General features: G+C 70.3%; 26 protein-coding genes. 14 read left to right on the top strand and 12 right to left on the bottom strand.

Translation table 11 applies throughout. The features are described 5' to 3' along the window. Positions 1–17 precede the first annotated feature (17 nt). The 5 genes from ACAZ03_RS01165 to ACAZ03_RS01145 all read left to right on the top strand — a co-directional run bounded on the left by ACAZ03_RS01165 (position 18) and on the right by ACAZ03_RS01145 (position 5,068). Complete coding sequence (locus tag ACAZ03_RS01165) at positions 18–1,418, top strand: hypothetical protein (RefSeq protein ID WP_373355500.1); 1,401 nt, start codon at positions 18–20, stop codon at positions 1,416–1,418. Between the two features lie 3 nt (positions 1,419–1,421). After that, the gene (locus ACAZ03_RS01160; protein WP_373355499.1) at positions 1,422–2,168 is read left to right on the top strand and encodes an MBL fold metallo-hydrolase; all 747 of its coding nucleotides are present in this window, start codon (positions 1,422–1,424) and stop codon (positions 2,166–2,168) included. Continuing rightward, positions 2,159–2,836 (top strand): HupE/UreJ family protein, encoded by a 678-nt coding sequence (locus ACAZ03_RS01155; protein WP_373355498.1) that lies wholly within the window; start codon positions 2,159–2,161, stop codon positions 2,834–2,836. Before ACAZ03_RS01160 ends, ACAZ03_RS01155 begins: the two co-directional genes overlap by 10 nt. Beyond that, positions 2,833–3,411 (top strand): hypothetical protein, encoded by a 579-nt coding sequence (locus ACAZ03_RS01150; protein ID WP_373355497.1) that lies wholly within the window; start codon positions 2,833–2,835, stop codon positions 3,409–3,411. The genes ACAZ03_RS01155 and ACAZ03_RS01150 overlap by 4 nt, the downstream gene beginning before the upstream one ends. A gap of 277 nt (positions 3,412–3,688) precedes the next feature. Next, complete coding sequence (locus tag ACAZ03_RS01145; protein ID WP_373355496.1) at positions 3,689–5,068, top strand: alpha/beta hydrolase domain-containing protein; 1,380 nt, start codon at positions 3,689–3,691, stop codon at positions 5,066–5,068. A gap of 133 nt (positions 5,069–5,201) precedes the next feature. Here the strand turns inward: ACAZ03_RS01145 and ACAZ03_RS01140 are convergent, their stop codons facing one another. Next, a complete protein-coding gene (locus ACAZ03_RS01140; RefSeq protein ID WP_373355495.1) occupies positions 5,202–6,044 on the bottom strand; it encodes an SDR family NAD(P)-dependent oxidoreductase in 843 nt (280 codons plus the stop codon). Positions 6,045–6,174: 130 nt separating this feature from the next. Further along, a complete protein-coding gene (locus tag ACAZ03_RS01135; protein ID WP_373355494.1) occupies positions 6,175–6,957 on the bottom strand; it encodes a citryl-CoA lyase in 783 nt (260 codons plus the stop codon). 162 nt (positions 6,958–7,119) lie between these two features. Here ACAZ03_RS01135 and ACAZ03_RS01130 point away from each other — a divergent pair, with 162 nt between their 5' ends. The 4 genes from ACAZ03_RS01130 (at position 7,120) to ACAZ03_RS01115 (ending at position 9,106) form a co-directional block, all read left to right on the top strand. Further along, positions 7,120–7,851: an SDR family oxidoreductase gene (locus tag ACAZ03_RS01130; protein ID WP_373355493.1), complete on the top strand. Its 732-nt coding sequence runs from the start codon at positions 7,120–7,122 to the stop codon at positions 7,849–7,851. 45 nt (positions 7,852–7,896) lie between these two features. Then, positions 7,897–8,205 (top strand): I78 family peptidase inhibitor, encoded by a 309-nt coding sequence (locus ACAZ03_RS01125; protein WP_373355492.1) that lies wholly within the window; start codon positions 7,897–7,899, stop codon positions 8,203–8,205. Continuing rightward, complete coding sequence (locus ACAZ03_RS01120) at positions 8,202–8,543, top strand: hypothetical protein (RefSeq protein WP_373355491.1); 342 nt, start codon at positions 8,202–8,204, stop codon at positions 8,541–8,543. Before ACAZ03_RS01125 ends, ACAZ03_RS01120 begins: the two co-directional genes overlap by 4 nt. 221 nt (positions 8,544–8,764) lie before the next feature. Continuing rightward, on the top strand, positions 8,765–9,106 hold the full coding sequence (locus ACAZ03_RS01115) for a DUF2794 domain-containing protein (RefSeq protein WP_373355490.1): 342 nt from the start codon (positions 8,765–8,767) through the stop codon (positions 9,104–9,106). Between the two features lie 75 nt (positions 9,107–9,181). Here the strand turns inward: ACAZ03_RS01115 and ACAZ03_RS01110 are convergent, their stop codons facing one another. The 3 genes from ACAZ03_RS01110 to ACAZ03_RS01100 form a co-directional block, all read right to left on the bottom strand. After that, positions 9,182–9,997, bottom strand: coding sequence for an NlpC/P60 family protein (locus ACAZ03_RS01110; protein ID WP_373355489.1), 816 nt, complete (start codon positions 9,995–9,997; stop codon positions 9,182–9,184). Beyond that, positions 9,994–11,376, bottom strand: a complete 1,383-nt coding sequence (locus ACAZ03_RS01105) for a M17 family metallopeptidase (RefSeq protein ID WP_373355488.1) — start codon at positions 11,374–11,376, stop codon at positions 9,994–9,996. The genes ACAZ03_RS01110 and ACAZ03_RS01105 overlap by 4 nt, the downstream gene beginning before the upstream one ends. Positions 11,377–11,501: 125 nt before the next feature. Then, complete coding sequence (locus ACAZ03_RS01100; RefSeq protein ID WP_373355487.1) at positions 11,502–11,921, bottom strand: hypothetical protein; 420 nt, start codon at positions 11,919–11,921, stop codon at positions 11,502–11,504. 129 nt (positions 11,922–12,050) lie between these two features. Here ACAZ03_RS01100 and ACAZ03_RS01095 point away from each other — a divergent pair, with 129 nt between their 5' ends. Both ACAZ03_RS01095 and ACAZ03_RS01090 read left to right on the top strand, forming a co-directional pair. Further along, positions 12,051–12,701, top strand: a complete 651-nt coding sequence (locus tag ACAZ03_RS01095) for a carbonic anhydrase (protein ID WP_373355486.1) — start codon at positions 12,051–12,053, stop codon at positions 12,699–12,701. Positions 12,702–12,756: 55 nt separating this feature from the next. Further along, on the top strand, positions 12,757–13,200 hold the full coding sequence (locus tag ACAZ03_RS01090; RefSeq protein ID WP_373355485.1) for a hypothetical protein: 444 nt from the start codon (positions 12,757–12,759) through the stop codon (positions 13,198–13,200). Between the two features lie 42 nt (positions 13,201–13,242). Here ACAZ03_RS01090 and ACAZ03_RS01085 read toward each other — a convergent pair whose 3' ends face one another. The 3 genes from ACAZ03_RS01085 to pip all read right to left on the bottom strand — a co-directional run bounded on the left by ACAZ03_RS01085 (position 13,243) and on the right by pip (position 16,145). Further along, positions 13,243–14,265, bottom strand: coding sequence for an aspartate-semialdehyde dehydrogenase (locus tag ACAZ03_RS01085; protein ID WP_373355484.1), 1,023 nt, complete (start codon positions 14,263–14,265; stop codon positions 13,243–13,245). Positions 14,266–14,369: 104 nt separating this feature from the next. Continuing rightward, the gene (locus ACAZ03_RS01080) at positions 14,370–15,134 is read right to left on the bottom strand and encodes an ABC transporter substrate-binding protein (RefSeq protein WP_373355483.1); all 765 of its coding nucleotides are present in this window, start codon (positions 15,132–15,134) and stop codon (positions 14,370–14,372) included. Positions 15,135–15,173: 39 nt separating this feature from the next. Continuing rightward, positions 15,174–16,145 (bottom strand): prolyl aminopeptidase, encoded by a 972-nt coding sequence (gene pip / locus ACAZ03_RS01075; RefSeq protein WP_373355482.1) that lies wholly within the window; start codon positions 16,143–16,145, stop codon positions 15,174–15,176. 60 nt (positions 16,146–16,205) lie between these two features. Between pip and ubiG the strand changes: the two genes are divergently transcribed. Next, complete coding sequence (ubiG, locus tag ACAZ03_RS01070) at positions 16,206–16,937, top strand: bifunctional 2-polyprenyl-6-hydroxyphenol methylase/3-demethylubiquinol 3-O-methyltransferase UbiG (protein WP_373355481.1); 732 nt, start codon at positions 16,206–16,208, stop codon at positions 16,935–16,937. A 79-nt stretch (positions 16,938–17,016) separates the two neighbouring features. Here the strand turns inward: ubiG and ACAZ03_RS01065 are convergent, their stop codons facing one another. Genes ACAZ03_RS01065 through ACAZ03_RS01050 form a run of 4 tightly spaced genes read right to left on the bottom strand, consistent with a single transcriptional unit; the run spans position 17,017 to position 19,293 of the window. Further along, positions 17,017–17,457 (bottom strand): MarR family winged helix-turn-helix transcriptional regulator, encoded by a 441-nt coding sequence (locus ACAZ03_RS01065; RefSeq protein ID WP_373355480.1) that lies wholly within the window; start codon positions 17,455–17,457, stop codon positions 17,017–17,019. Then, positions 17,454–18,290 carry a carbon-nitrogen hydrolase family protein gene (locus tag ACAZ03_RS01060; RefSeq protein WP_373355479.1) on the bottom strand — a complete coding sequence of 279 codons (837 nt, stop codon included), beginning with the start codon at positions 18,288–18,290 and terminating at the stop codon, positions 17,454–17,456. The genes ACAZ03_RS01065 and ACAZ03_RS01060 overlap by 4 nt, the downstream gene beginning before the upstream one ends. Next, complete coding sequence (gene grxC / locus ACAZ03_RS01055; RefSeq protein WP_373355478.1) at positions 18,287–18,544, bottom strand: glutaredoxin 3; 258 nt, start codon at positions 18,542–18,544, stop codon at positions 18,287–18,289. Before grxC ends, ACAZ03_RS01060 begins: the two co-directional genes overlap by 4 nt. Before the next feature lie 29 nt (positions 18,545–18,573). Beyond that, complete coding sequence (locus tag ACAZ03_RS01050) at positions 18,574–19,293, bottom strand: ComF family protein (RefSeq protein ID WP_373357019.1); 720 nt, start codon at positions 19,291–19,293, stop codon at positions 18,574–18,576. A 30-nt stretch (positions 19,294–19,323) separates the two neighbouring features. Between ACAZ03_RS01050 and ACAZ03_RS01045 the strand changes: the two genes are divergently transcribed. Together ACAZ03_RS01045 and hemH are read left to right on the top strand one after the other, a co-directional pair. After that, entirely contained in the window at positions 19,324–20,145 is an 822-nt protein-coding gene (locus tag ACAZ03_RS01045) for a methyltransferase domain-containing protein (protein WP_373355477.1), read from the top strand. 45 nt (positions 20,146–20,190) lie between these two features. Further along, on the top strand, positions 20,191–21,213 hold the full coding sequence (gene hemH / locus ACAZ03_RS01040; RefSeq protein ID WP_373355476.1) for a ferrochelatase: 1,023 nt from the start codon (positions 20,191–20,193) through the stop codon (positions 21,211–21,213). Positions 21,214–21,281: the final 68 nt, after the last annotated feature.

Raw genomic sequence — 21,281 nt, 5'->3', positions numbered from 1 at the left:
TGGAGGAGGACCAGGACATGATGATCAAAAAACCCACGGCGCGGCTGGCGCTGGCTGGGGCCCTTCTGGGGACCCTTGCCGGCCCGGGCTTCGCACAGGACAACGGCACGCAAAGCGTCGGCCGCGGCTGGCCGGTGAGCGAGATGGAGGCCACCGAGATCGGCATGGGCATCCACGGCCAGCCGGGCGACATCGCCGCATCCGGCGGCGCGGCACCCGAGGGCATCGAGCCCCTGCCCGTCGATCTCTTCACCACCGAGGATTTCTATCAGGACGCCGAGCTCTGGAGCGATCCGCGCTACTTCCGCTGCAACTCGCCCGTGGCGCTCGATGCGCAATGGGGCGACTACCCCGGCACGCCGGCCGTCATCCAGAATGACGACCCGGCTACCGGCACCTGGGGCTCCTGCGATCAGGACTACCCGCGCGAGGACATGGTCTCTCCCTATCCGTTCACCACGGCGGAGGAGCATTACAACGCTCTGATGGCAGAGACGGTCGCCAACGGCGGCCCGACCGAGATGACGCCCGAGACGCTGCCCTTCGAGTGGAACGGCACCTATCTGCGCAACATCTGGCTGGACTTCCTCGTCCGCACCGGGCGCGACCCGGACGTGACCTTCCGCGACGAATACCAGGAGCCGCCGCAGTGGATCATGGGCTTCAACGCCCAGATGTCGACGATGCTGAGCCTCGTCACACCGCTCTACCAGCAGCGCTGGGTACAGCAGATGTACCACCAGGTGCAGAGCCACGCCCCGCAATGGTCGGCCCAGTACTGCCGGCCGGAGGGCTTCATGCGCATGTGGTCCGAGCCCGGGCTCGGCTACATGGACGTGACGGTCTCGATGGACCGGGTGCAGTTCCTCGCCGACGGCGCCGACAACGTCGTGCGCAACGTCAACTTCAGGCGGGAGTTCGACACCTCGGGCGCCGTGCCCCGCCTCGGCGCCGATGTGCCCCGCTGGTTCGGCGAGACAATCGGCTACTGGGACGGCGAGGCGCTGATCACCTGGACGAGCAACATCCAGGGCTGGTTCACGCATTCGAGCTGGGAATTCTCGAACCAGCTTCAGACCATCGAGATCTGGACCCCGGTGCGCGTCGATGGCGCCTTCGTCGGCCTCCAGCAGGAGACGATCTTCTACGATCCCGAGGTCTTCGTCGAACCCGTCCGCTCGGTGCGGATCTTCGTGCGCCAGAAGGGCCTGAGCGAGGGGAATCCCTACGCCTATGTCCGCTGCGTGCAGACCATCTTCGAGGTGGACGGCCGCCCGCAGCCGCTCGCGCCGGGGACGACCATCGACTACACGGTCGAGGATTTCTACGGCCGGCCCTGGGCCGCGGTCTGGGAGCGCCACTTCGAGGACGGCATGGAGCGCCCCGAAGGCGGCGACGCGCTCTTCGGGTTCGACTGATCCATGCGGGCATCACGCCCCCTGACACTCGGCATGGCGGCGGCTCTCGCCGCCCTGCCGCTTGCCACCCTGCCACTTGCCGCCAGCGCCCAGCCCGTGCCCGGCATCGCGGCGGAGCATGGCGAGATCGCCGTCTGGCCGATCCGCCATGCCTCGCTCGTGCTCCAGCTGCTCGGCACGGCGCTCTATGCCGATCCGGTCGGCGGCGCCGCGCTCTACGAGGGCCTGCCGCCCCCGGCGCTGATCCTCATCACCAACGGCCATGGCGACCATCTCGACCCCGAGACGCTCACCGCCCTCGCCGCCCCCGGCGTGCCGGTCGTGGCGCCCGCGGGCCTCGCCCTGCCGGAGGGGCTTACCGCCCATCCGATGGCGGCCGGCGACAGACTGACCCTCGCGGGGGCCCAGATCGAGGCCATCCCGGCGGAGAACACCTCCGAGGGGCGCCTGCATCACAACCCGCCCGGCACCGGGCTCGGCTACGTGATCACGCTGGACGGCGCCCGCATCTACATCGCCGGCGACACCGAGGCGACGGAGGCGATGCTCGCCCTCACCGGCATCGACGCCGCCTTCCTGCCGATGTCCTGGCCCGACACCATGTCGCCCACCGAGGCGGCGGCGGCGGCGGAGGCCTTCCGCCCCGCCGTGGTCTATCCCTACCACTACTGGGGCAACGACATCTGGAACTTCTCGGCGGTGGTCGAGGCCGCGACCGACATCGACGTGAGGGTCGCCAATTGGTACTGACGCTCGCCCTCCTCCTCGCGCTTCTCGCGCCCGCCGCCTCGGCCCATGGCGTCGCTGGCGGCGATGCGGAGTTCATGGCGGCGACGACCGGGGCCGACATCCTGCCTTACGTCTATCTCGGCGCGAAGCACATGGTGACGGGCACCGATCACCTGCTGTTCCTCGTGGGCGTGATCTTCTTCCTCTACCGGCTCCGCCACATCGCGCTCTACGTGACGCTCTTCTCCATCGGCCATTCGGTGACGCTGCTCTTCGGGGTGCTCTCGGGCATCCACGTCAATGCCCATCTGGTCGATGCGATCATCGGGCTCTCGGTCATCTGGAAGGCGCTCGACAATCTCGGCGCGTTTCGGCGGCTGGGGATGGAGCCCGGGCAGAAGGCGCCGGTGCTGATCTTCGGGCTGTTTCATGGCTTCGGGCTCGCCACCAAGCTGCAGGCGGTGGGGCTCTCGGGCGACGGGCTCGTCGCCAACATGCTGGCGTTCAACGTGGGGGTGGAGCTCGGGCAGATCCTCGCGCTGTCGCTCGTCCTGGCGCTGATGGCGCTCTGGCGGCGGGCGCCGGCCTTCCCGCGGCAGGCGTGGGCGGCGAACCTCGTGCTCGCCGGGGCGGGGCTGGTGCTCTTCGAGATGCAAATGGTCGGCTTCCTTCAGGAGATCGCGGCATGAGGCTTCTTCCCCAGCTCGGGCTCACGGCCCTCGTCGCGACGGCGGTCACCGTGGCCTTCGTCCTGCCGGCGGAATACGGGATCGACCCGACCGGCCTCGGCGCCGCCACCGGGCTCACCCGGCTGGACGCCCCGCAGGAGATCCGGGTCGAGCCGGTTGCCAATGTGCCGTTCGAGATCGCCCGCCCGCACGAGACGCCCTACCGGGAGGACACGATCATGGTCCGCGTCGGCGGGCTCGACGAATTCTACGGGCAGATCGAATACAAGCTGACGATGCAGGCGGGAGATACCCTCCTTTATTCCTGGTCCTCGCCGGAGGAGCTCTATTACGACTTCCACGGCCATGCGGACCCGGAGGCACATGCCGAAGGCGCGAGCGACGGGCCGATGGAGGTCATGACCTATGCCACCGGCCGCGCCTTTGAGGCCTCCGGCGTGCTGACCGCGCCGATCGACGGCATCCACGGCTGGTTCCTGGCGAACCGCAAGATGGAGCCGGTGATGATGGAGCTGCATCTCGCCGGCTGGTACGAGCTCGGCCCCGGTCTGATCTCCCTCACCCGGCGGGAATGACGCGGGAGTGAGGCGGGCCCCCGGGGCCCCAGATTTCGCTGGGCGCAAGCCCACCTGATCCACGACGCGTGCGGCGCGCCGCGCCTATGGTCGCATCTCGAGATTTTCATTTTTCCGTTCAATAACAAAGACTTGAGCGATCAGTTTTCCGCCGGCCCGCCTTGACAGCCGCCCCGCCCCCTGCCTATCCTGATTTCGCCAACCGGAGGAAACTTCGCTCTGCGAAGTCCCGGACGAGGGGACAGGATTGGCAAACGAGATTCTAGGGAGGATCCACATGACTATGACCAAGGCCCTCGGCAGGATCGCCCTGCCGGCCACCGCCGCCGCGGCCCTGATGGCCGCCTCGGGCGCCTTCGCGCAGGAGGTCCCGGCGATGCCGGAGGTCTCCGGCCCCATCGCCACCACGCTCGGCGACATGGCCCACCCCAGCCGCCGCGGCCCGACGCTCGGGCAGAACCCGCCGATGGACTGGCCCGCCGACCGCGAGCCGGCCTTCTTCGACTATGTCGAGGATGAGTTCTTCATCACCGGCGAAGCCAACGGCGCGCCCTACACGACGCGCTTCGTCTTCCGCCACCCGGCGGATCCCGAGGCCTTCTCGGGCTATGTCTCCATCGAGACGCTGCACCCGGCGCAATCCGCGCAGATGTGGATGGCGTCCCGCGTCGGCGGCATGATGAACGGCCACGGCTACGTCGAGGTCGTCAACACGCCCGGCCTCATCGGCTCGCTGCAGGCCTACAACCCCGGCCGCTACGCCGACCTCGCCATCGAGGGCGCCGTGACCGAACAGGGCCAGCCCGACCCGGCGCAGAACGAGATCATCGCCCAGATCGCCAACCTCGTGCAGGTGGCCAACCCGCTCGGCGACGACTGGAACGCCGAGTATCTGGTGATGTCCGGCGCCTCCGCCACCTCGCGGACGGCCATGAACTTCATGGAAGCCGAGAACGGCGCCAATGCCTGGCAGGCCGAGGACGGCTCGCCGATCATCGACGCCATGTATGTCTGGGATACCGACGGCCCGACGCAGGAGGTGCTCGACAGCACCTATTCCGTCCCCGTCATCATCCTGTCGACCGAGACGGAGTTCATGGACGGCCCGCGCGTCTTCGCCGAGGACAGCGACGAGGAGGGCAGCCAGTTCCGCCTCTACCAGGTCGCCGGCATGCCGCATCTCGAGAGCCGCGAGATGTACGAGGCGGGCTGGAGCGACTGCACCGACCCGATCGACGACTTCTGGTACAACGCCATGGTCTTCCAGGGCCTCGACTGGATGTACGACTGGCTGGCCGAGGGCGAAGCCCCGCCGATGGCCGACAAGATCCAGTACGAATCCGAGGAGGTCGACGCCGCCATCGTCCGTGACGAATACGGCAACGCCATGGGCGGCGTGCGCTCGCCGCAGGTCGAGGTCCCGCGCGAGACCTTCACCACGCCCAATGCCGGCGGCTTCGTCTGTACGCTGATGGGCATCTCCGTGCCGCTCGACGCCGAGACCCTCGGCGGGCTCTACACCTCGCCGGGCGACTACCGCGCCCAGCTCACCGAAGCCACGGTCGAGCTGATCGAGGACGGCTGGTTCCCCGAGGAATACCTCTTCGAGATCGAGGAAGAGGTCGAGCGTTACGCCGAACAAGTGGGCGCGATGTAAGCGCCCCTTCCGAGATCACCGTCCCTTCTCCGGGGCGGTGGTTCCCCCCGAGAGCGGCCCCGTCGGAGCGATCCGGCGGGGCTATTCGTTCGGGGGGGGGAGCGTTGGGGGTGTGTGTTCGGGGGGCCTCAGGTCAGGGCGCAGGCGGCAGGCCGAGCAGCGCCTCCGAGCGCTCCCAGAGCGCGCGGGCCAGCGCTGGGTCGTCATCGCCCCGCACCGTCCATTCCTTCGTGCCGGAGAGGAAGGCGCCCGGCGGCCAGTCGGCCCCCGCACGCCCCTCCACGAGCGCGGCCAGCCGCGCGCCGCCATCCTCCGGTGCCGAAAGGAACAGGCGAACCAGTCGGCTCGACGCCATGAACCGGAAGAAGCTGGAGGTGGAAGAGGCGAAGTTCGTCGCCAGCACGCCGGGATGGAAGGCCACGGCGTTCAGCCCCTCCTCGTGGTAGCGGCGGTGAAGCTCGCGGGTGAAGAGCACATTGGCCATCTTGCTCGTCGCATAGCTGCGTGTGGCGCTCGTGCCCTCCGGCTTCGCGAAGCTGTCGAGATCGAGCCGCGGCGCCGACTTGGCATAGGCGCTGGCCGTCTGGATCACGCTGGCGCCGTTCTCGATGAGCCCGGGCAGGAGCAGCGAGGTCAGAAGGAAGGGCGCGAGGTGATTGACCTGGATGGTCTTGTCGAACCCGTCCTCCGTCGTCTCGCCGCCGTTGAAGATGCCGCCGGCATTGTTGGCGAGAACGTCGATCGGCCCATAGGCAGCCAACTCGTCCGCCAGCCGCCGCACATCGATGAGCCGGGCATAATCGGCGAGATGGTAGGGGGCACCGAGCTCGGCGGCGACGCGGGCCGTCTTCTCCGGCGACCGGCCGACCAGCACGAGCCGGTGACCGGCGGCCGCGAGCTGCCGCGCTGCCGCGGCGCCGATGCCGTCGCTGGCGCCGGTGAGGATGATCGTGCGGCGCATGGCTTTCTCCTGCATCGGACCGAGGTGGGGGTCTCGCCGCAGGGTTGCAAGGGCGCGGCGCGAGCGCAATGGGGCAGGGCCTCCGCCCTGCCCCACCCGCGATGTCGCGCTCAGGGGGCCGCCGCGCGCGCAGCGGCCGGCCCGCTCACTTGCCGTCGTAGCTGATCGCCTGATCGGCGTGGTTCGACATGATGAAGCCGATGGAACGCTGCGATTCCTCGAAGAGATGCGCCACAAGCCCCGCGGCGCGGGCGAGGAGCGGCACGCCCTTCATCGCCTCGATCGGCCAGCCCGCATCGAGCATCGCCGCCGGGATCGCGCCCGAGACGTTGATCGGCAACGGCCGGTTGATGATCTTCGGCGCGTGCTCGGCCAGGCATTCGAGCACGGCGAAATACTCGCCCTTCACGCCCAGCCGCTCGGCCTCGGCGGCCAGCGCATGGGCGCGGGGGTCGCCGTCCGAATGCTGCGGATGGCCGAGCCCGGGGACCTTCTTCTTCGCGGCCTTGAGGCCTTCGAGGCTCTCGATGCAGACCTCGTCGAGCGAGCGGCCGGAGCTCTTCCACTCCTTATGGACCTCCACCAGATAGCGCCCGGCCACCTCGGAGGAGCCGGCGACGACCGTCCCCATGCCGAGGAGACCGGCGGAAATGGCGCCCTGCCAGGCGTCCGGCCCGGCGGCGAGCGTCATCCGCGCGGCCTGCACGGAGGGCACGAGCCCGTGTTCGGCGATGGCGACGAGGCAGGCGTCGGTCATGCCGCGCTGCGCCTCGGTCGGCTTGTCGCCGAGGACGAGCAGCCAGAAGTAGTCGGTGAAGCCGATCTTGCCGATCAGCTCCGAACACAGGTCGAGCCCGCGCACGGTGACGCTTTCGGCATCCGAGGCACAGATGGCCGTAAACGCTTGATCCTGCTTGCCAATGCGCATGTCTTCCTCCCCATTTTTCGTTTGGCGAAAATCTTTTCTCGTTGCGAAAGATGACGGGCCGAGGCGGGGAAGTCAAGCTGACCCGCCGCTGGCGGGCCCGCCGCCGCCATGGCAGACTGGCGCCGGAGGGCCGGATCGGGCCCCCTGGGGGGAGCGCATCCGATGGCAGGCAGATTGAGCGGCAAGCGGGCGCTGGTGACGGCGGCGGGCCAGGGCATCGGCCGCGCGACGGCGCTGGCCATGGCCGGCGAGGGGGCCGACGTGCTGGCGACCGACGTGAACGCGGAGGCCCTCGCCACGCTCGACGGGCTCGCGACGCGCCGGCTCGACGTCACCGACCGCGAAGCCGTCACCGCCCTCGCCGCCGAGATGACGCCCGATGTCCTTTTCAACTGCGCGGGCGTCGTCGCCCATGGCACGATCCTCGAGTGCGACGAGGAGCAATGGCAGAGCACGCTAGAGCTCAACCTCACCGCCATGTACCGGATGTGCCGGGCATTCCTGCCCGGGATGATCGCCGCCGGCGGCGGGTCGATCCTCAACATGTCCTCCGTCGCCTCCTCGGTCATCGCGGCGCCGGCGCGCTTCGCCTATGGCGCCAGCAAGGCCGGGGTCATCGGGCTGACGAAGAGCATCGCCGCCGATTTCGTGACCGCCGGCATCCGCGCCAATGCCATCTGCCCCGGCACGGTGGAAAGCCCCTCGCTGCAGGCGCGGCTGGACGCGACGGGAGACGCCGCCGCCGCCCGCGCCGCCTTCACCGCCCGCCAGCCGATGGGCCGTATCGCCCGGCCGGAAGAGATTGCGGCGCTGGCCGTCTGGCTCGCCTCTGACGAGAGCGCCTATGTCACCGGCGTCGCGCATGTGATCGACGGCGGCTGGGCGAACATGTGATATGGAACCGTCCGGGCCGCGCTCGCGCTATTCGCCGAAGATGACATGAAAGGACTCGCCATGCTTCGCCTCTCCTTCGCCGCCCCGCTTCTCGCCCTGTCGCTGGCCGCCTGCACGCCGCCGCCTCAGGATGTGCCCCCGGCCGAGGATCTCGAGGCCTGCGGCGCCGTCGAGAGCCAGGCGCTGCTCGGCGCTACCAAGGCCGAGGCCGAGGCCGCGCTCGCGGCGCGGGTGGCCGATGGCACGGCGCGGATCCTCGAGCCCGACGCCATCATCACGGAGGAGTTCATGGCCGGTCGGCTCAACGTGCTGCTGGACGAGGCCGGCGTGGTCACCCGGGTCTCCTGCGGATGAGCCTCCGGCGGCGCCCCCGGCTCGCGCTTCTGGCGCCCGCCGTGCTCCTCGCGCTCGCCGGCTGCGCGGGGGGCGGGGGGCCGCTCGGCGGTGCCGGTGGCGCCGCCATCCCCTCCGGCCCGCCCCTGCCCGAGGTCGATACCTGCAACGCCGGCGCCCATGCCGGGCTCATCGGCCAGGACAGGCGCGCGCTCGAGCGGGTGCTGATCCTCTCCCCCGTGCAGGTCCTCGACCCCGGCGACCGGCCGAGCGCCGACGTGATCCCGGCACGGATCGACTTCCATATCGAACCGGCGGTCGAGGGCCCGGGGCGGATCGCCCGGATTTCCTGCGGCTGAGGGGGAAAGGGCTCCAGGCAGCGCGCCCCCGTCACGGGTGGGGGCAAAGATGAAAGGGGCACGCTGCCTGTCGCCTGACCCTCTCTTGCCCGCCGAACGCGGCAGATTCGCGGCGCGCCCGGGTGGAGATTCCGGCTTTCCCGAGGTCTTTGAGGATAACCGCCCGCTCACCATGACGGGCCGGCCTTGATTTTCGCTGCCGCGAGCGCAAGTCTGGGCGCATGAACATGGCGCCGCCCGGTCAGAGCTTCCTCATCACCGCCGATCAGGTGTCGTTTCACCGCACGGAGCTCGGGCCCATCCTGTCGCTCTACGGCCGCATGGTCGCCGCCGGCGAATGGCGCGACTACGGGATCTCCTGCCTCCGCGAGGTCGCCGTCTTCTCCGTCTTCCGCCGCACCGCCGAACATCCGGTCTACCGGATCGAGAAGCGCCCCCGGCTGCGCCTCCGTCAGGGCCAATATGCGGTGCTCGGGCCGGAAGGTCAGGTGCTCAAGCGCGGCAACGATCTCGCCCAGGTCCTGAAGGTGCTGGAGCCGCGGCGGCTGAGGGTCGTCGACTAACAACGTCAGCGCGGGTCGAGAGCGCAGGAGCGAGGGGCTGTCTGCCCCTCGCGCTCCCCGAAGGCGAGCGCGCCGCTAGAGCCGGCGCCGCGCGATCACCGGCCCGCTGCCCTTGGCGAGAATGCGCGCCTCGGCCTCGGCCGTGGGCTCGATCGCCACCTCCATGTGATGGGCATTGGCGTGGATCATCCGGGTCTCGTCCAGCGCCATGGCGACATGGCCCTCCCAGAAGATCAGGTCGCCCCGCTGCTGCGCGCCGGTGGCGGGGGCGCCCAGCGCCTCCTGCTGATCGCTGTCGCCCGGGCAGGGGATGCCGCAGGCGAGGAGCGCCATCTGGACGAGGCCGGAGCAATCCACCCCATAGGCGGAATTGCCGCCCCAGAGATAGGGCGTGCCGATCAGAAGCTCGGCGACGGCGGCGGGGTCTGTCTCCGGCTCGTCCAGCGGGGCGAGATGCGGCGCGGGCACGTAGTAGCAGCCGGGCTTGGTGTCGAGCTCGGGGTCGTACTCGCGGAAATCCGCGATCTCCGCCCAGCGGACGCCGCTCTTGTCTTCATGGGTGTTGAACACCTCCACCCGCGCGCCGAAGGAGAGGAGGAGCGGCTCGTCCGGCGCCTTCAGATCGGGCTGACCGAAGGCGTAGCTCCGTGCCACGCGCACCCGGTGGGTGGGGGTCTGGCGGCCGGTCTCGCCGAGGTGCTCGCAGCGGATCCAGCCGGGATAGCTGTCCCGCTCGGCCTCGCCGAAGGACCAGCCGTCCTCCCGGCGGAGCTCGCGAAAGCCCTCGCCGAAGACCAGCTCGCGGAGCCGGGCGCGGCCGTGCTCGGACATCAGCCCGGCAACGGACTGGCGGACGAGCATGGCCCGGGGGATGGACCCGGGGGCGCTCACCCGAGCAGCTCCGGCAGCGCCGCGAAGAGCGCCCGCCAGCCCTGGCCGGCGCCGCCGACGGGGCGGGCGGGGGCGGCAGTCGCCGTCCAGCCGTAGATGTCGAAATGCATGTAGCGCTCCGGCGCGAAGCGGCGGAGGAAGAGCGCGGCGGTGATCGAGCCCGCCATGCCGCCCTTCGGCGCATTGTCGAGATCGGCGATGCCGGGCTCGATCAGCGTCTCGTAGGGCTCGTGGAACGGCAGGCGCCAGACCGGGTCGGCGACCCTTGCGGCGGCGGCGGAGAGCGCCGTCGCCAGCGCATCCTCGCTCGCATAGAAGGGCGCGAGGTCGGGGCCGAGCGCCACGCGGGCGGCACCGGTGAGCGTGGCCATCGAGATGGTCAGCGCCGCCGGATCCTCCGCCGCCAGCGCCAGCGCATCGGCCAGCACCAGCCGCCCCTCGGCATCGGTGTTGTTGATCTCGACCGTGAGTCCGTTGCGCGCCGTCAGCACGTCCTGCGGGCGGAAGCTGTCGGCGGAGACGGCATTCTCCACGGCCGGGATCAGCACGCGAAGGCGGATCTTCTGCCCCGTCGCCATGATGAGGCTGGCGAGGCCGAGGACGTTGGCCGCGCCGCCCATGTCCTTCTTCATCAGGCCCATGGATGCGGCGGGCTTCAGGTCGAGCCCGCCGGTGTCGAAGCAGACGCCCTTGCCGACGAGGGTCAGCGCCGGCCCCTCGCTGCCCCAGGTGAGCTCGATCAGCCGCGGCGCCCGCGCCTCGGTCGCCGCCCGGCCGACGGCGTGGATCATCGGGAAGTTCTCTTCGAGGAGCTTGGCGCCCGTGGTCGCAGCGACCTTCGCCCCGTGCTTCTCGCCCAGCGCCCGGACGGCGGCCTCCAGCTCCGCCGGGCCCATGTCGGCGGCGGGGGTGTTGATGAGATCGCGGACCAGCGCCTCCGCCTCCGCCGTCGCCTCGATGAGGGCGGCGTCGACGCCCTCGGGCGCGACCAGCGCCGCCTTGGGCGCGGCGGCGGATTTGTAGCGGGTGAAGCGGTAGCCCTCGAGCAGCCAGCCGAGCGCGAATTCGGTGAGGTCGGTGCCCTCCGGCGCCGAGGCGACGGCGAAGATCCCCTCCGGCAGGCGGCGGCGGGCGGCAGCGGCGAGAAAGCGGCCGCGGGCGCGCGCCTTGGAATCGCCGAGGCCGACGAGCGCGCCGGCGGGGGCGCCTCCCTCGCCCGGCAGCAGCAGCACCTCGCCCGCCTTGCTGGCAAAGCCCGCGCCGCGCGCCCAGTCGGCGGCGGCCTTCGGCAGGGCGGCGAGGCCCTCCTCCAGCGCCTCGGGCGCGAGGAGGGTCAGCGGCAGGGCTTTGTCGGTGGGGGCGGCGAAGGTGAGGGGCATGGGGGCTCCGGGGGGCAGTGAAGACTGCCGCCACCCTAGCCCGGCGCCGGCGGCCCGCAAGGGCAGCCCGGCGTCAGCTTCGGCGGAGGAGCGTCACAGGCCCGGGAGCGGGCCGGCGACAGGGGTCAGAGATCCGAGATCCGCACGGCGCCGATGCTCTGCACGGCGCTCTGCGCCAGGCGCTCGAGCCGCGCGAAGGTCGCCGCGAGCGCATGCGGGTCGAGCCCGTCGGCGCAATTGGCGAGGTTGGCGGCGGCGCGGCGGAGCGTGCGCATGCCGATCTGCAGCGCCAGCACCTCGATGCGGCGGCCGAAGCGCGCCAGCGTGGCGTTGTCGCCCATCTCCTGCGCGGCGCGGGCCGAGGCGGTGAGATAGGCGAGATCCTCGCGCGTGCGGCGGAGGAGATCGGCGGTCAGCTGCGGGCCGAGCCCGCCTTGCAGGCGCAGCAGCGGGGCCGGGTCGATCCGGGCGACTTCACTGGGGTCGATCCAGCTCACCTGAGCGGGTTTTCTGGCCGGCTGGGGCATGGCGTGGCTCTGCATCATCTCTCTCACCTCACTCTCGACGACCTCTTTTGAGCGGCAATTGTGTCGAAGTTATTGAATGAGTGAGGCAAGCTCGGTCTTTAATGCGCGCAATTGATGCCGATCCGCCCTCGCGCTAGATACTGTCTCATGATCGAGACCGAACCGCTCCCCGAGTATCTCGTCCGCCGCTATCACGGCTGGAAGGCCACGACCTATGCCGAGAACCGCGCCTGGTACCGGCGCCTCGCGGCTGAGGGGCAGCGGCCGCGGGCGATGGTCATCTCCTGCTGCGACAGCCGCGTGCATGTCACCTCGATCTTCGGGGCCGATCAGGGGGAGTTCTTCATCCACCGCAACATCGCCAATCTCGTGCCGGCCTTCGCGCCGGACGGCGACCACCACGGGACCTCGGCGGCGGTGGAATATGCGGTGACGCATCTCGGCGTGACGCAGATCGTGGTCCTCGGCCATTCCAACTGCGGCGGCGTCGAGGGCGGGCATGCCATGTGCTCCGGCCAGGCGCCTGACCTCGAGGAGAAGACGAGCTTCATCGGCCGCTGGCTCGACATCCTCCGCCCCGGCTACGAACGGGTGAAGGACAGGATCGGCGGCGAGCAGGGCATGATCGCGCTGGAGCATGAGGCGGTGCTGGTGAGCCTCGAGAACCTCATGACCTTCCCCTTCGTGAAGGAGGCGGTGGAGGCCGAGCGGCTGAGCCTGCACGGGCTCTGGACGCATATCGGCGAGGGCGGGCTGCACCAGTATGTCAGCGCGACGGGGACCTTCGAGCCGGTCTGAGACGGGCGCTGCGGCGTCAAGGCTTTGGTAACCATGACCGGCCAGTCTGGGCGGCATGGGACAGGTGACCTTGGCGATTCCCGACGATCTTCACAGGGCTGCCGTCCGGCTGGCAGCGGCGGAGGGGCTGAGCCTCGATGCCTGGATCGGGAGGGTGTTGGCGCAGCACCTCTCGCACGAGGCGGATGACCCGGCCGAGGCGCGCATCCGGGCGCTCAAGGAGCGCCTTGCGCCCGTCATCAAGGGCGCGAGGAGCTGGGAAGAGCTGCAAGCCCGTCTGATGCGGCTCGGCTTCGCGCTTCGGGGCACCGGGGGCGGCGGCTACGCGCTTTTTCATCATCCCACCGGCGGCAAGATCGTGCGCGCCTCCCGGCTCGGGATGCGACATGCGCGGCTCGAACGGCAGTTCGGCCGCCCCCTCCCCGGCCCGGGTTTGCGCCCCGGCGCCCTGCCGCAGGAAGAGGAGGAAGATATCGTTCTGATCGAGCCCGATTGGTGAGGTTGTCCGGGGCCGCCCGTCTGGCCGGCCCCGCCTGATCACTCAGCCCTTCTTCAGGCACTCCCGCCCGAGGAGCTCGGCGATCTGCACGGCGTTGAGCGCCGCGCCCTTCCTCAGGTTGTCGGAGACGCACCAGAAGTTCAGGCCGTTATCGATCGTCGAATCCTGGCGGATGCGGCTGATATAGGTCGCGAAATCGCCGACGCATTCGATCGGCGTCACGTAGCCGCCGTCCTCGCGCTTGTCGACGACCATGATGCCCGGCGATTCCCGCAGGATGTCGCGGGCCTCGTCCTCGTCGAGGAAATCCTCGGTCTCGATGTTGATCGATTCCGAATGGCCGACGAAGACCGGCACCCGCACGCAGGTGGCCGTCACCTTGATCTTGGGATCGACGATCTTCTTCGTCTCCGCCACCATCTTCCACTCTTCCTTGGTCTCGCCGGAGTCCATGAAGACGTCGATATGGGGGATGACGTTGAAGGCGATCTGCTTGGTGAACTTCTTCGGCGGCTTGCTGTCGGTCGGGTTGTAGATGCTCTTCGTCTGGTCCCAGAGCTCGTCCATCCCCTCCTTCCCGGCGCCGGAGACGGACTGGTAGGTCGAGACCACCACCCGCTTGATCGTCGCGCGGTCGTGCAGCGGCTTCAGCGCCACCACCATCTGCGCCGTGGAGCAGTTGGGGTTGGCGATGATGTTCTTCTTGGAATAGCCGTGCACGGCCTGGGGGTTCACCTCGGGCACGATCAGCGGCACGTCGGGGTCGTAGCGGTAGAGCGAAGAGTTATCGATCACCACGCAGCCGGCAGCGGCGGCCTTGGGCGCGTATTGCTTCGTCGCCTCCGAGCCGATGGCGAAGAGCGCGATGTCGTAGCCGGTGAAGTCGAAGGTATCGAGGTCCTTGGTCTTCAGGGTCTTGTCGCCGTAGCTCACTTCGGTGTTCAGCGACTTGCGGCTGGCAAGCGCCGTGACCTCGTCGGCGGGGAATTCCCGCTCGGCGAGGATGTTGAGCATTTCGCGGCCCACGTTGCCCGTGGCGCCGGCGACAGCGATTCTGTAGCCCATTGTCCTCTCCTAATGGTTTGGCAAACCGGGGCGCTCATACGACGCGCGGGAGCGGAGGGGAAGGGGCAGCGCCGGGCGGGCCGGCCGGGCGGCTCAGGGGCGGCTCAGGCGAACCACCAGCGCTCGGCGATGCGCCCGCCATCGCCCTCAACCGTGCCGTCCGACCCAGCGGGCCGGGCGAGGGGGGCGGCGGCGATGGCGATCTGCATCCCCTCCTCGGCCGTCCGGCAGGCTGCATCGACGGCGCCGGAGGCAAGAAGCGCGGCGCGGGCCGCGTCTTCCTCCACCGCGATCAGCTCGACCCGGTCGAACCAGCCGGCCCGGCCGTCCTTGTAATGCGCCTGCGCGCGGAGAAGGAGCGTGCCGCCCTCGCCCGCCTCGGGCCGGTAGAGCCCTGTGCCGGCGCCGTCGGCGCGGGCGATGGAGAAATCGGGCGCGGCGAGGCGGAAGGGCAGGTTGGGGTCGGGCGCATCGAGGCGGACCTCCAGCACCTGCGCGCCGCGCGGGGTGAGCGCGGTGACGCCGGCGGGTACACCGCCGGCCTCGAGGCTCGCGGCCACGTCGGCTGCGGTCAGCGCCGCGCCATCGGGAAAGGCCGGGCCGCGGCGGAGCGTGAAGGCCCAGGCCTCGGGACCCATGGGCTCCCAGCCCGCCGCCAGCTCGCCGACGAGCTCGCCCGTGGGCGTCACCTCCGTCAGCGTGTCGAAGGCGGCGCGGCGGGCGACAAGCTCCAGCGCCTCGCCCGGCAGCGCCAGCCGCAGGGTGCCGCCCCGCGCCGGCGCGGCGAGGGCCTGGCCGGTGGCGACCATCAGCCCGGCGGCGGCGCCGGTGCGAAGAAGTCCGCGGCGGGTGAAACGTCTCTGGCTCATTGCGGGCCCCAGACTACCGCAAGCGCGGCGCGCGGCAAGTCACCCTTCCGCCAGCCGGTCGGTGGCGCGGATGAGCTCGGCGCTGATCCCGGGCTCCGAAAGCGCGTGCCCGGCCCTTGGCACCATCACCAGCCGCGCGTTCGGCCAGCCGGAGGCGAGCGCGAAGGCGGAATGCGGCGGGCAGATCATGTCATAGCGCCCCTGCACGATCACGCCCGGGATATGGGCGATGCGGTCCAGCCGATCCAGGATCTGCTCGTCCGGCCCGAGGAAGCCGCCATGGCGGAAGTAGTGATTCTCCAGCCGTGCGAAGGCCCGCGCGTAATCGGCCGGCGGCTCGCCGCCCGGCCCGTCGTTGTCGATCGAGGCGAGCGCGTTCTCCCATTCCGCCCAGGCGCGGGCGTGGCGCAGCTCGACCGCCTTGTCGCCGGAAAAGAGCCGCCGCGCATAGGCGCCGATCATGTCGCCGCGCTCCTCCATCGGGATCGGCGAGGTGAAGCGGGCCCAGAGGTCGGGCCAGAACTGGCCGGCGCCGCCACCGTAGAACCAGTCGAGCTCGCGCTGCATCATCAGGAACACGCCGCGCAGCACCAGCGCCCGGGCGCGATCCGGATGCGCCTCGGCATAGATCAGCGCCAGCGCGGCGCCCCAGGAGCCGCCGAAGACCATCCAGGCGTCGATGCCCAGCGTCTCGCGGATCAGCTCGATATCGGCGACGAGATGCCAGGTGGTGTTGGCTTCGACCTCCGCATGGGGCCGCGAGCGGCCGCAGCCGCGCTGGTCGAAGAGCACGATGCGGTAGCGTTTGGGGTCGAAATAGCGGCGCATGGCGGGAGAGCAGCCGCCGCCCGGCCCGCCATGGAGCACGACGACCGGCTGCCCCTCGGGGTTGCCGCATTGCTCGACATAGAGCGTATGGCCGTCGCCGACGTCGAGCATCCGGCTGTCGAAGGGCTCGATCGGCGGGTAAAGATGCGCACCTGCGCGCCTGTGAACGGCTGTCCTGTCCATGATAAGGGCTATATAGGGTTGGCGCCGCCCGCACCACGGGGGCGAGAAGGGAAATCCGACATGACCCACACAGACCCGGGCGAGCTCGCGAAGTTCGAGGCCATGGCCGCCGAATGGTGGGATCCGGAGGGCAAGTTCAAGCCGTTGCACATGCTGCAACCGGTGCGGCTCGACTATGTGACCTCCCAGATCGCCGCCGAATTCGGGCGGGACCTCGGGGGTGAGGCGCCCTTCGCCGGCCTGCGGCTGCTCGACATCGGCTGCGGCGGCGGGCTCCTCTGCGAGCCGATGGCGCGGCTCGGGGCGGAGGTCGTGGGCGTCGACCCCGCCGCCCGCAACATCCCGGTGGCGGAGCTGCATGCGGCGCAATCGGGGCTCGCCATCGACTACCGCGTCGGCACGGCGGAGGCGCTGGCCGAGGCCGGCGAGCGCTTCGACGTGGTGCTCAACATGGAGGTGGTCGAGCATGTGCCCGACCCGGCGAGCTACCTCGCCGCCTGCCGCGCGCTGTTGAAGCCGGGGGGCCTGCACATCTGCTCGACGCTGAACCGCAACCCAAAGAGCTTCGCCATGGCCATCGTCGGCGCCGAGGTGGTCATGCGCTGGCTGCCGAAGGGCACGCATGACTGGCGGAAGTTCATCACGCCCGACGAGCTCTACGAGCTGCTCCGCGGCGCCGGGATGGAGCCGCTGGACCGGACGGGCATGGTGTTCAACCCGCTCTCATGGCAGTGGCGGCTGTCGGGGACAGACCTGTCGGTCAATTACGTGACGGCGGCGCGGGCGCCCTGAGCGGGGCCGAGGGCGCCGAAGGCGCACCGATTTCCATATGGAAATCGGAGGCGGAAACCATATGGTTTCCGCTCCCCTCTCAGCTCTCCGACAGCTTCACCCTGAGCTCCCGCAGCACGGGCAGGAGCTGGCGCACCTTCTCCTCCCCCACCCGCGCGGTGATGTCGCTCATGAGCGGCACGATCGCCGCCACTGCCGCGTCGCGGGCGGCGCGGCCGGGAGGCGAGAGCGAGACGAGCTTCCGCCGCGCATCGTCCCAGTCGGGGCGGATATGCACCCAGCCGTTCCACTCGAGCTTGCTGAGCGTGTTGGTCATGGCGCCGCGCGTCAGGTGAAAGACGCGAGCGAGCTGCGCCGGCGTGCGCTCGCCGCCATGCGCCGCGAGGTGGTTCAGCACCGAGAATTGCGAGAGCTCCATGCCCTTCGGCAGCACCTTGGTGAGCTGCGCGCGGCTGAGCTGGTCGACCGTCAGGATCTCGCTGATGAGCGCGATGGCGAGGCTTTCCGTCGCCTGGCTCATGCGCCCGGGCCCTCGTAGGGCCGGTCGTGCGTGAGCGCGGGGAGCCGGCGGCGCACATCCGCCACCTGCGCGAGGTCGAGATCGACGAGGAAGACGCCCGGCGCCTCGCCGGCGTCGAGCACCACCTCGCCCCAGGGCGCGACGGCCATGGAATGGCCCCAGGACTTGCGCGGCCGGCCCTCGGTGAGCTCATGCTTGCCGGTCTGCGCGGCGGCCAGCACGTAGGCGCCGCATTCGATGGCGCGGGCGCGCAGCAGCACCTCCCAATGGCCCGGCCCGGTGCCGGGGGAGAAGGCGGCGGGGATGAGGATCACCTCCGCCCCCGCCTTCGCGAGGCCACGGTGCAGATGCGGGAAGCGCAGGTCGTAGCAGATCGTCAGGCCGAGCGTGGCGAGCGGGGTCTCGGCCACCACCGCTTCGGCGCCCGGGCGGTAGCCGGCGCTCTCGCGATAGGTCTCGGTGTCCGACACCTGCACGTCGAACATGTGGATCTTGTCGTAGCGTGCGGTCACCTCGCCCTCGGGCGAGATCAGGAACGAGCGGTTGGCGAATCGCCCGTCGGCATCGCGGGTCTTGAGAGCCAGCGAGCCGATGGAGAGCCAGATCCCGTGCTCCCGCGCCGCCTCCCGCATGCCGGCGAGCGTGGCGTCATCCTCCTCCAGCGCCAGCACCGCCTCCTGGCGGGCGCGCGAGGTGGAGACGCAGTTGGTCACCTCCGGCGTGCAGACAAGCTGCGCCCCGCCCGCCGCCGCCTCGGCGATCATGGCGCGGGCGGCGCTCAGGTTCTCCTCCGGCACATCGGAGGAGGTCATCTGGCAAAGAGCGGCCTTCACGCCGCGAGAAGCGCGTCGAGCTTGCCGGCGCGGTCGAGAGCGTAAAGGTCATCGCAGCCGCCGACATGCGTGTCGCCGATGAAGATCTGCGGCACGGTGCGGCCGCCCTTGGCGCGCTGCACCATCTCGGCCCGGCGGTCGGGGTCGGCGGCGACATCGACCTCGGCGTAGCTGACGCCCTTCTGGCTGAGGAGCCGCTTGGCGGCCTGGCAATAGCCGCAGGTGGGGGTGGTGTAGATCTCGACGGTCTTCATGGGGGCCTCCTGAAGGGGTTGCCCCCAACTTAGGTGTCCTTTGCCGTCCGGGCCAGCGTCAGGACGCATACCTCGCTTGCGCCGGCGCGTCGGAGTGCCACCGTGGCCGCCGAAAGTGTCGCGCCGGTGGTGAGCACATCGTCGACGAGCAGCACCCGCCGGCCCCTCAGCGCCGCGCCCCGGCGGGGATGGACGGCCAGCGCCCCGGCGAGCGCCGCCTCGCGGGCGCCGCGGCCGAGCCCCTCGAGCTTCGGCGTCGGCGCCGGGCGGAGGAGCACGTCGGGCAGGACCTCGAGGCCGAGCGCCCGCCCGACTTCCTGCGCCAGCAGCGCCGCCTGATTGTAGCGCCGCGCCCAGAGCCGCCGCCAATGGAGCGGCACCGGCACGACGATTGCGCCGCCGGGGGCCAGCGGCGCGGCGGCGCGGGCCATCCACTGGCCGAAGGGCTTCGCCAGCTCGGCCCGGTCATGCGCCTTCAGCGCCAGCACCAGTTTGGCGCCGACGTCGCGGTATAGGAGCACAGCCCGCCCCCGCGCCCAGGGCGGCGCCAGGGCGAGGCAGGCGTCGCAATGAATCTGGGCACCCTCCGGCTCCTCCCCCGGCAAGGGCAGGCCACAAAGGTCGCAGACGAGGCCCGAGATCAGATGCGCCTCGGCCCAGCAGGCCGGGCAGAGCGCGAAGTCGGTATCCGTCAGCGCCCCGCAGGAGACGCAGGCCGGCGGATAGACCACCTGCAGCAAGGCTTGCATCGCGCCCATCGCGCGCGCATCTCCCTCCCCATGAGCCAGTTGACCGACCGCCCGGCCCTCGACCGCCAGCGCGCCCGCGCCGCCCGCAACCCCGCGCTCTTCCTGCAGGAGAGTGCGGCGGACGACATTCAGGATAGACTCATCGAGGTTAAGAGGTCCTTTACGGCGCCGGCGGTGGTGACGCCCTGGCCCGACCTCTGGGCCGAACGGCTGCCGGGCGCCAGGATCGTCGCCGACGCCGAGGTGCTGGACCTCACCGAGGGCGCGCATGACCTCGTGATCCACGCGCTTTGCCTCCACTGGGCCGACGATCCGCTCGGGCAGATCATCCAGTGCGCCCGGGCGCTGAAGCCCGACGGGCTCTTCATCGCCGCCTTCTTCGGCGGCGAGACGCTGGCGCCGCTCCGCGCCGCGCTGGCCGAGGCCGAGCTCGCGGTGACCGGCGGCGTCTCGCCCCGCGTGCTGCCGATGGCGGAGGTGCGCCAGGCCGGCGCGCTCCTTCAGCGGGCGGGGCTCGCCCTGCCGGTGGCGGATCTGACGCCGCTCGACGTCTCCTGGCCCGGGGCGCTGGCGCTGATGCGCGACCTGCGCGCCATGGGCGAGGGGAATGCGCTGGCCCAGCGCCTCCGCCGCCCCACCCGCCGCGAGGTCATCGCCCGGGCGGCGGCGCGGCTGGAAGAGGGGGCGGATGCGGAGGGCCGCATCACCGCCCGTTTCGAGATGATCACCCTCACCGGCTGGGCCCCGGCCGAGGGCCAGCAGCAACCGATGCGCCCCGGCACCGCCAGCCACCGGCTGGAGGATGTGCTTCGCGCCGCAAGGGAAGCCGCCCCGGGGACCGACGGCGATTGAACCCCGGGGCGGGCCCGCCTAGGAAGACGGCCAGGAGGACACCCCATGCGTCAGCTCCCCCCCGACCATCCGAAGATCCCTTCGGAAAAGACCGGCATCCTGCTCGCCAATCTCGGCACGCCGGACAGCCCGGATTACTGGCCGATGCGGCGGTATCTGTCGGAGTTCCTCTCCGACAAGCGGGTCGTCGATTACCCCTCGTGGTTCTGGCAGCCGATCCTGCAGGGGCCGATCCTCGCGCGGCGCCCCTCCAAGAGCGGCGCCAACTACCGGATGATCTGGAACGACGAGGCGAACGAAAGCCCGCTGATGACCATCACCAAGGCGCAGACGGCCGCGATCCGCGGCTGGGCGGAGCAGCGCTACGAGGGCCGGGTCATGATCGAGTTCGCCATGCGCTACGGCAATCCCTCGACCCGCTCCGTCCTCCGAAAGATGGTCGAGGCCGGCTGCACGCGGCTGCTCTTCTTCCCGCTCTATCCGCATTACGCGGGCGCGACGGTTGCCACGGCCAATGACGAGCTCTTCCGGGGCCTCATGAAGGAGAAATGGCAGCCGACGCTCCGCATCGTGCCGCCCTATTACGACGAGGGCGATTACATCGCCGCGCTCGCCAATTCCGTCCGCGCCGGGCTGGCGGAGGAGGTGGATCTGCTGATCTGCTCCTACCACGGCCTGCCGGCGCGCTACCTGCGCGAGGGCGACCCCTACCATTGCCAGTGCCAGAAAACGACGCGGCTCCTGCGCGAGGAGCTCGATTGGCCGGAGGACAAGGTGATGACCACCTTCCAGTCCAAGTTCGGGCCGGAGGAATGGCTGAAGCCCTATACGGTGGAAGAGGTTGCCCGGCAGGCCGGCGCCGGCAAGAAGCGCATCGCCGTCGTCGCCCCCGCCTTCTCGGCCGATTGCATCGAGACGCTGGAAGAGATCCAGGGCGAGATCCAGGAGAGCTTCCTGCACGCCGGCGGCGAGCGCTTCACCTATATCCCCTGCCTCAACGCGGGCGAGGAGCATATCGCGGTGCTGTCGCGGCTGATCGAGACCAACCTCGCCGGCTGGGTGGTCTGAGCCTGCCAAGCGGCGGGCCGGGCTGCGCGTGAGGGAGTGGGGGCCAGCCCCCACACCCCCGAGGTATT

It is taken from the genome of Pseudoroseicyclus sp. CXY001 (assembly GCF_041714655.1).
GTDB lineage: Bacteria > Pseudomonadota > Alphaproteobacteria > Rhodobacterales > Rhodobacteraceae > Pseudoroseicyclus_A.
This window is presented reverse-complemented; position numbering and strand designations above follow the sequence as displayed.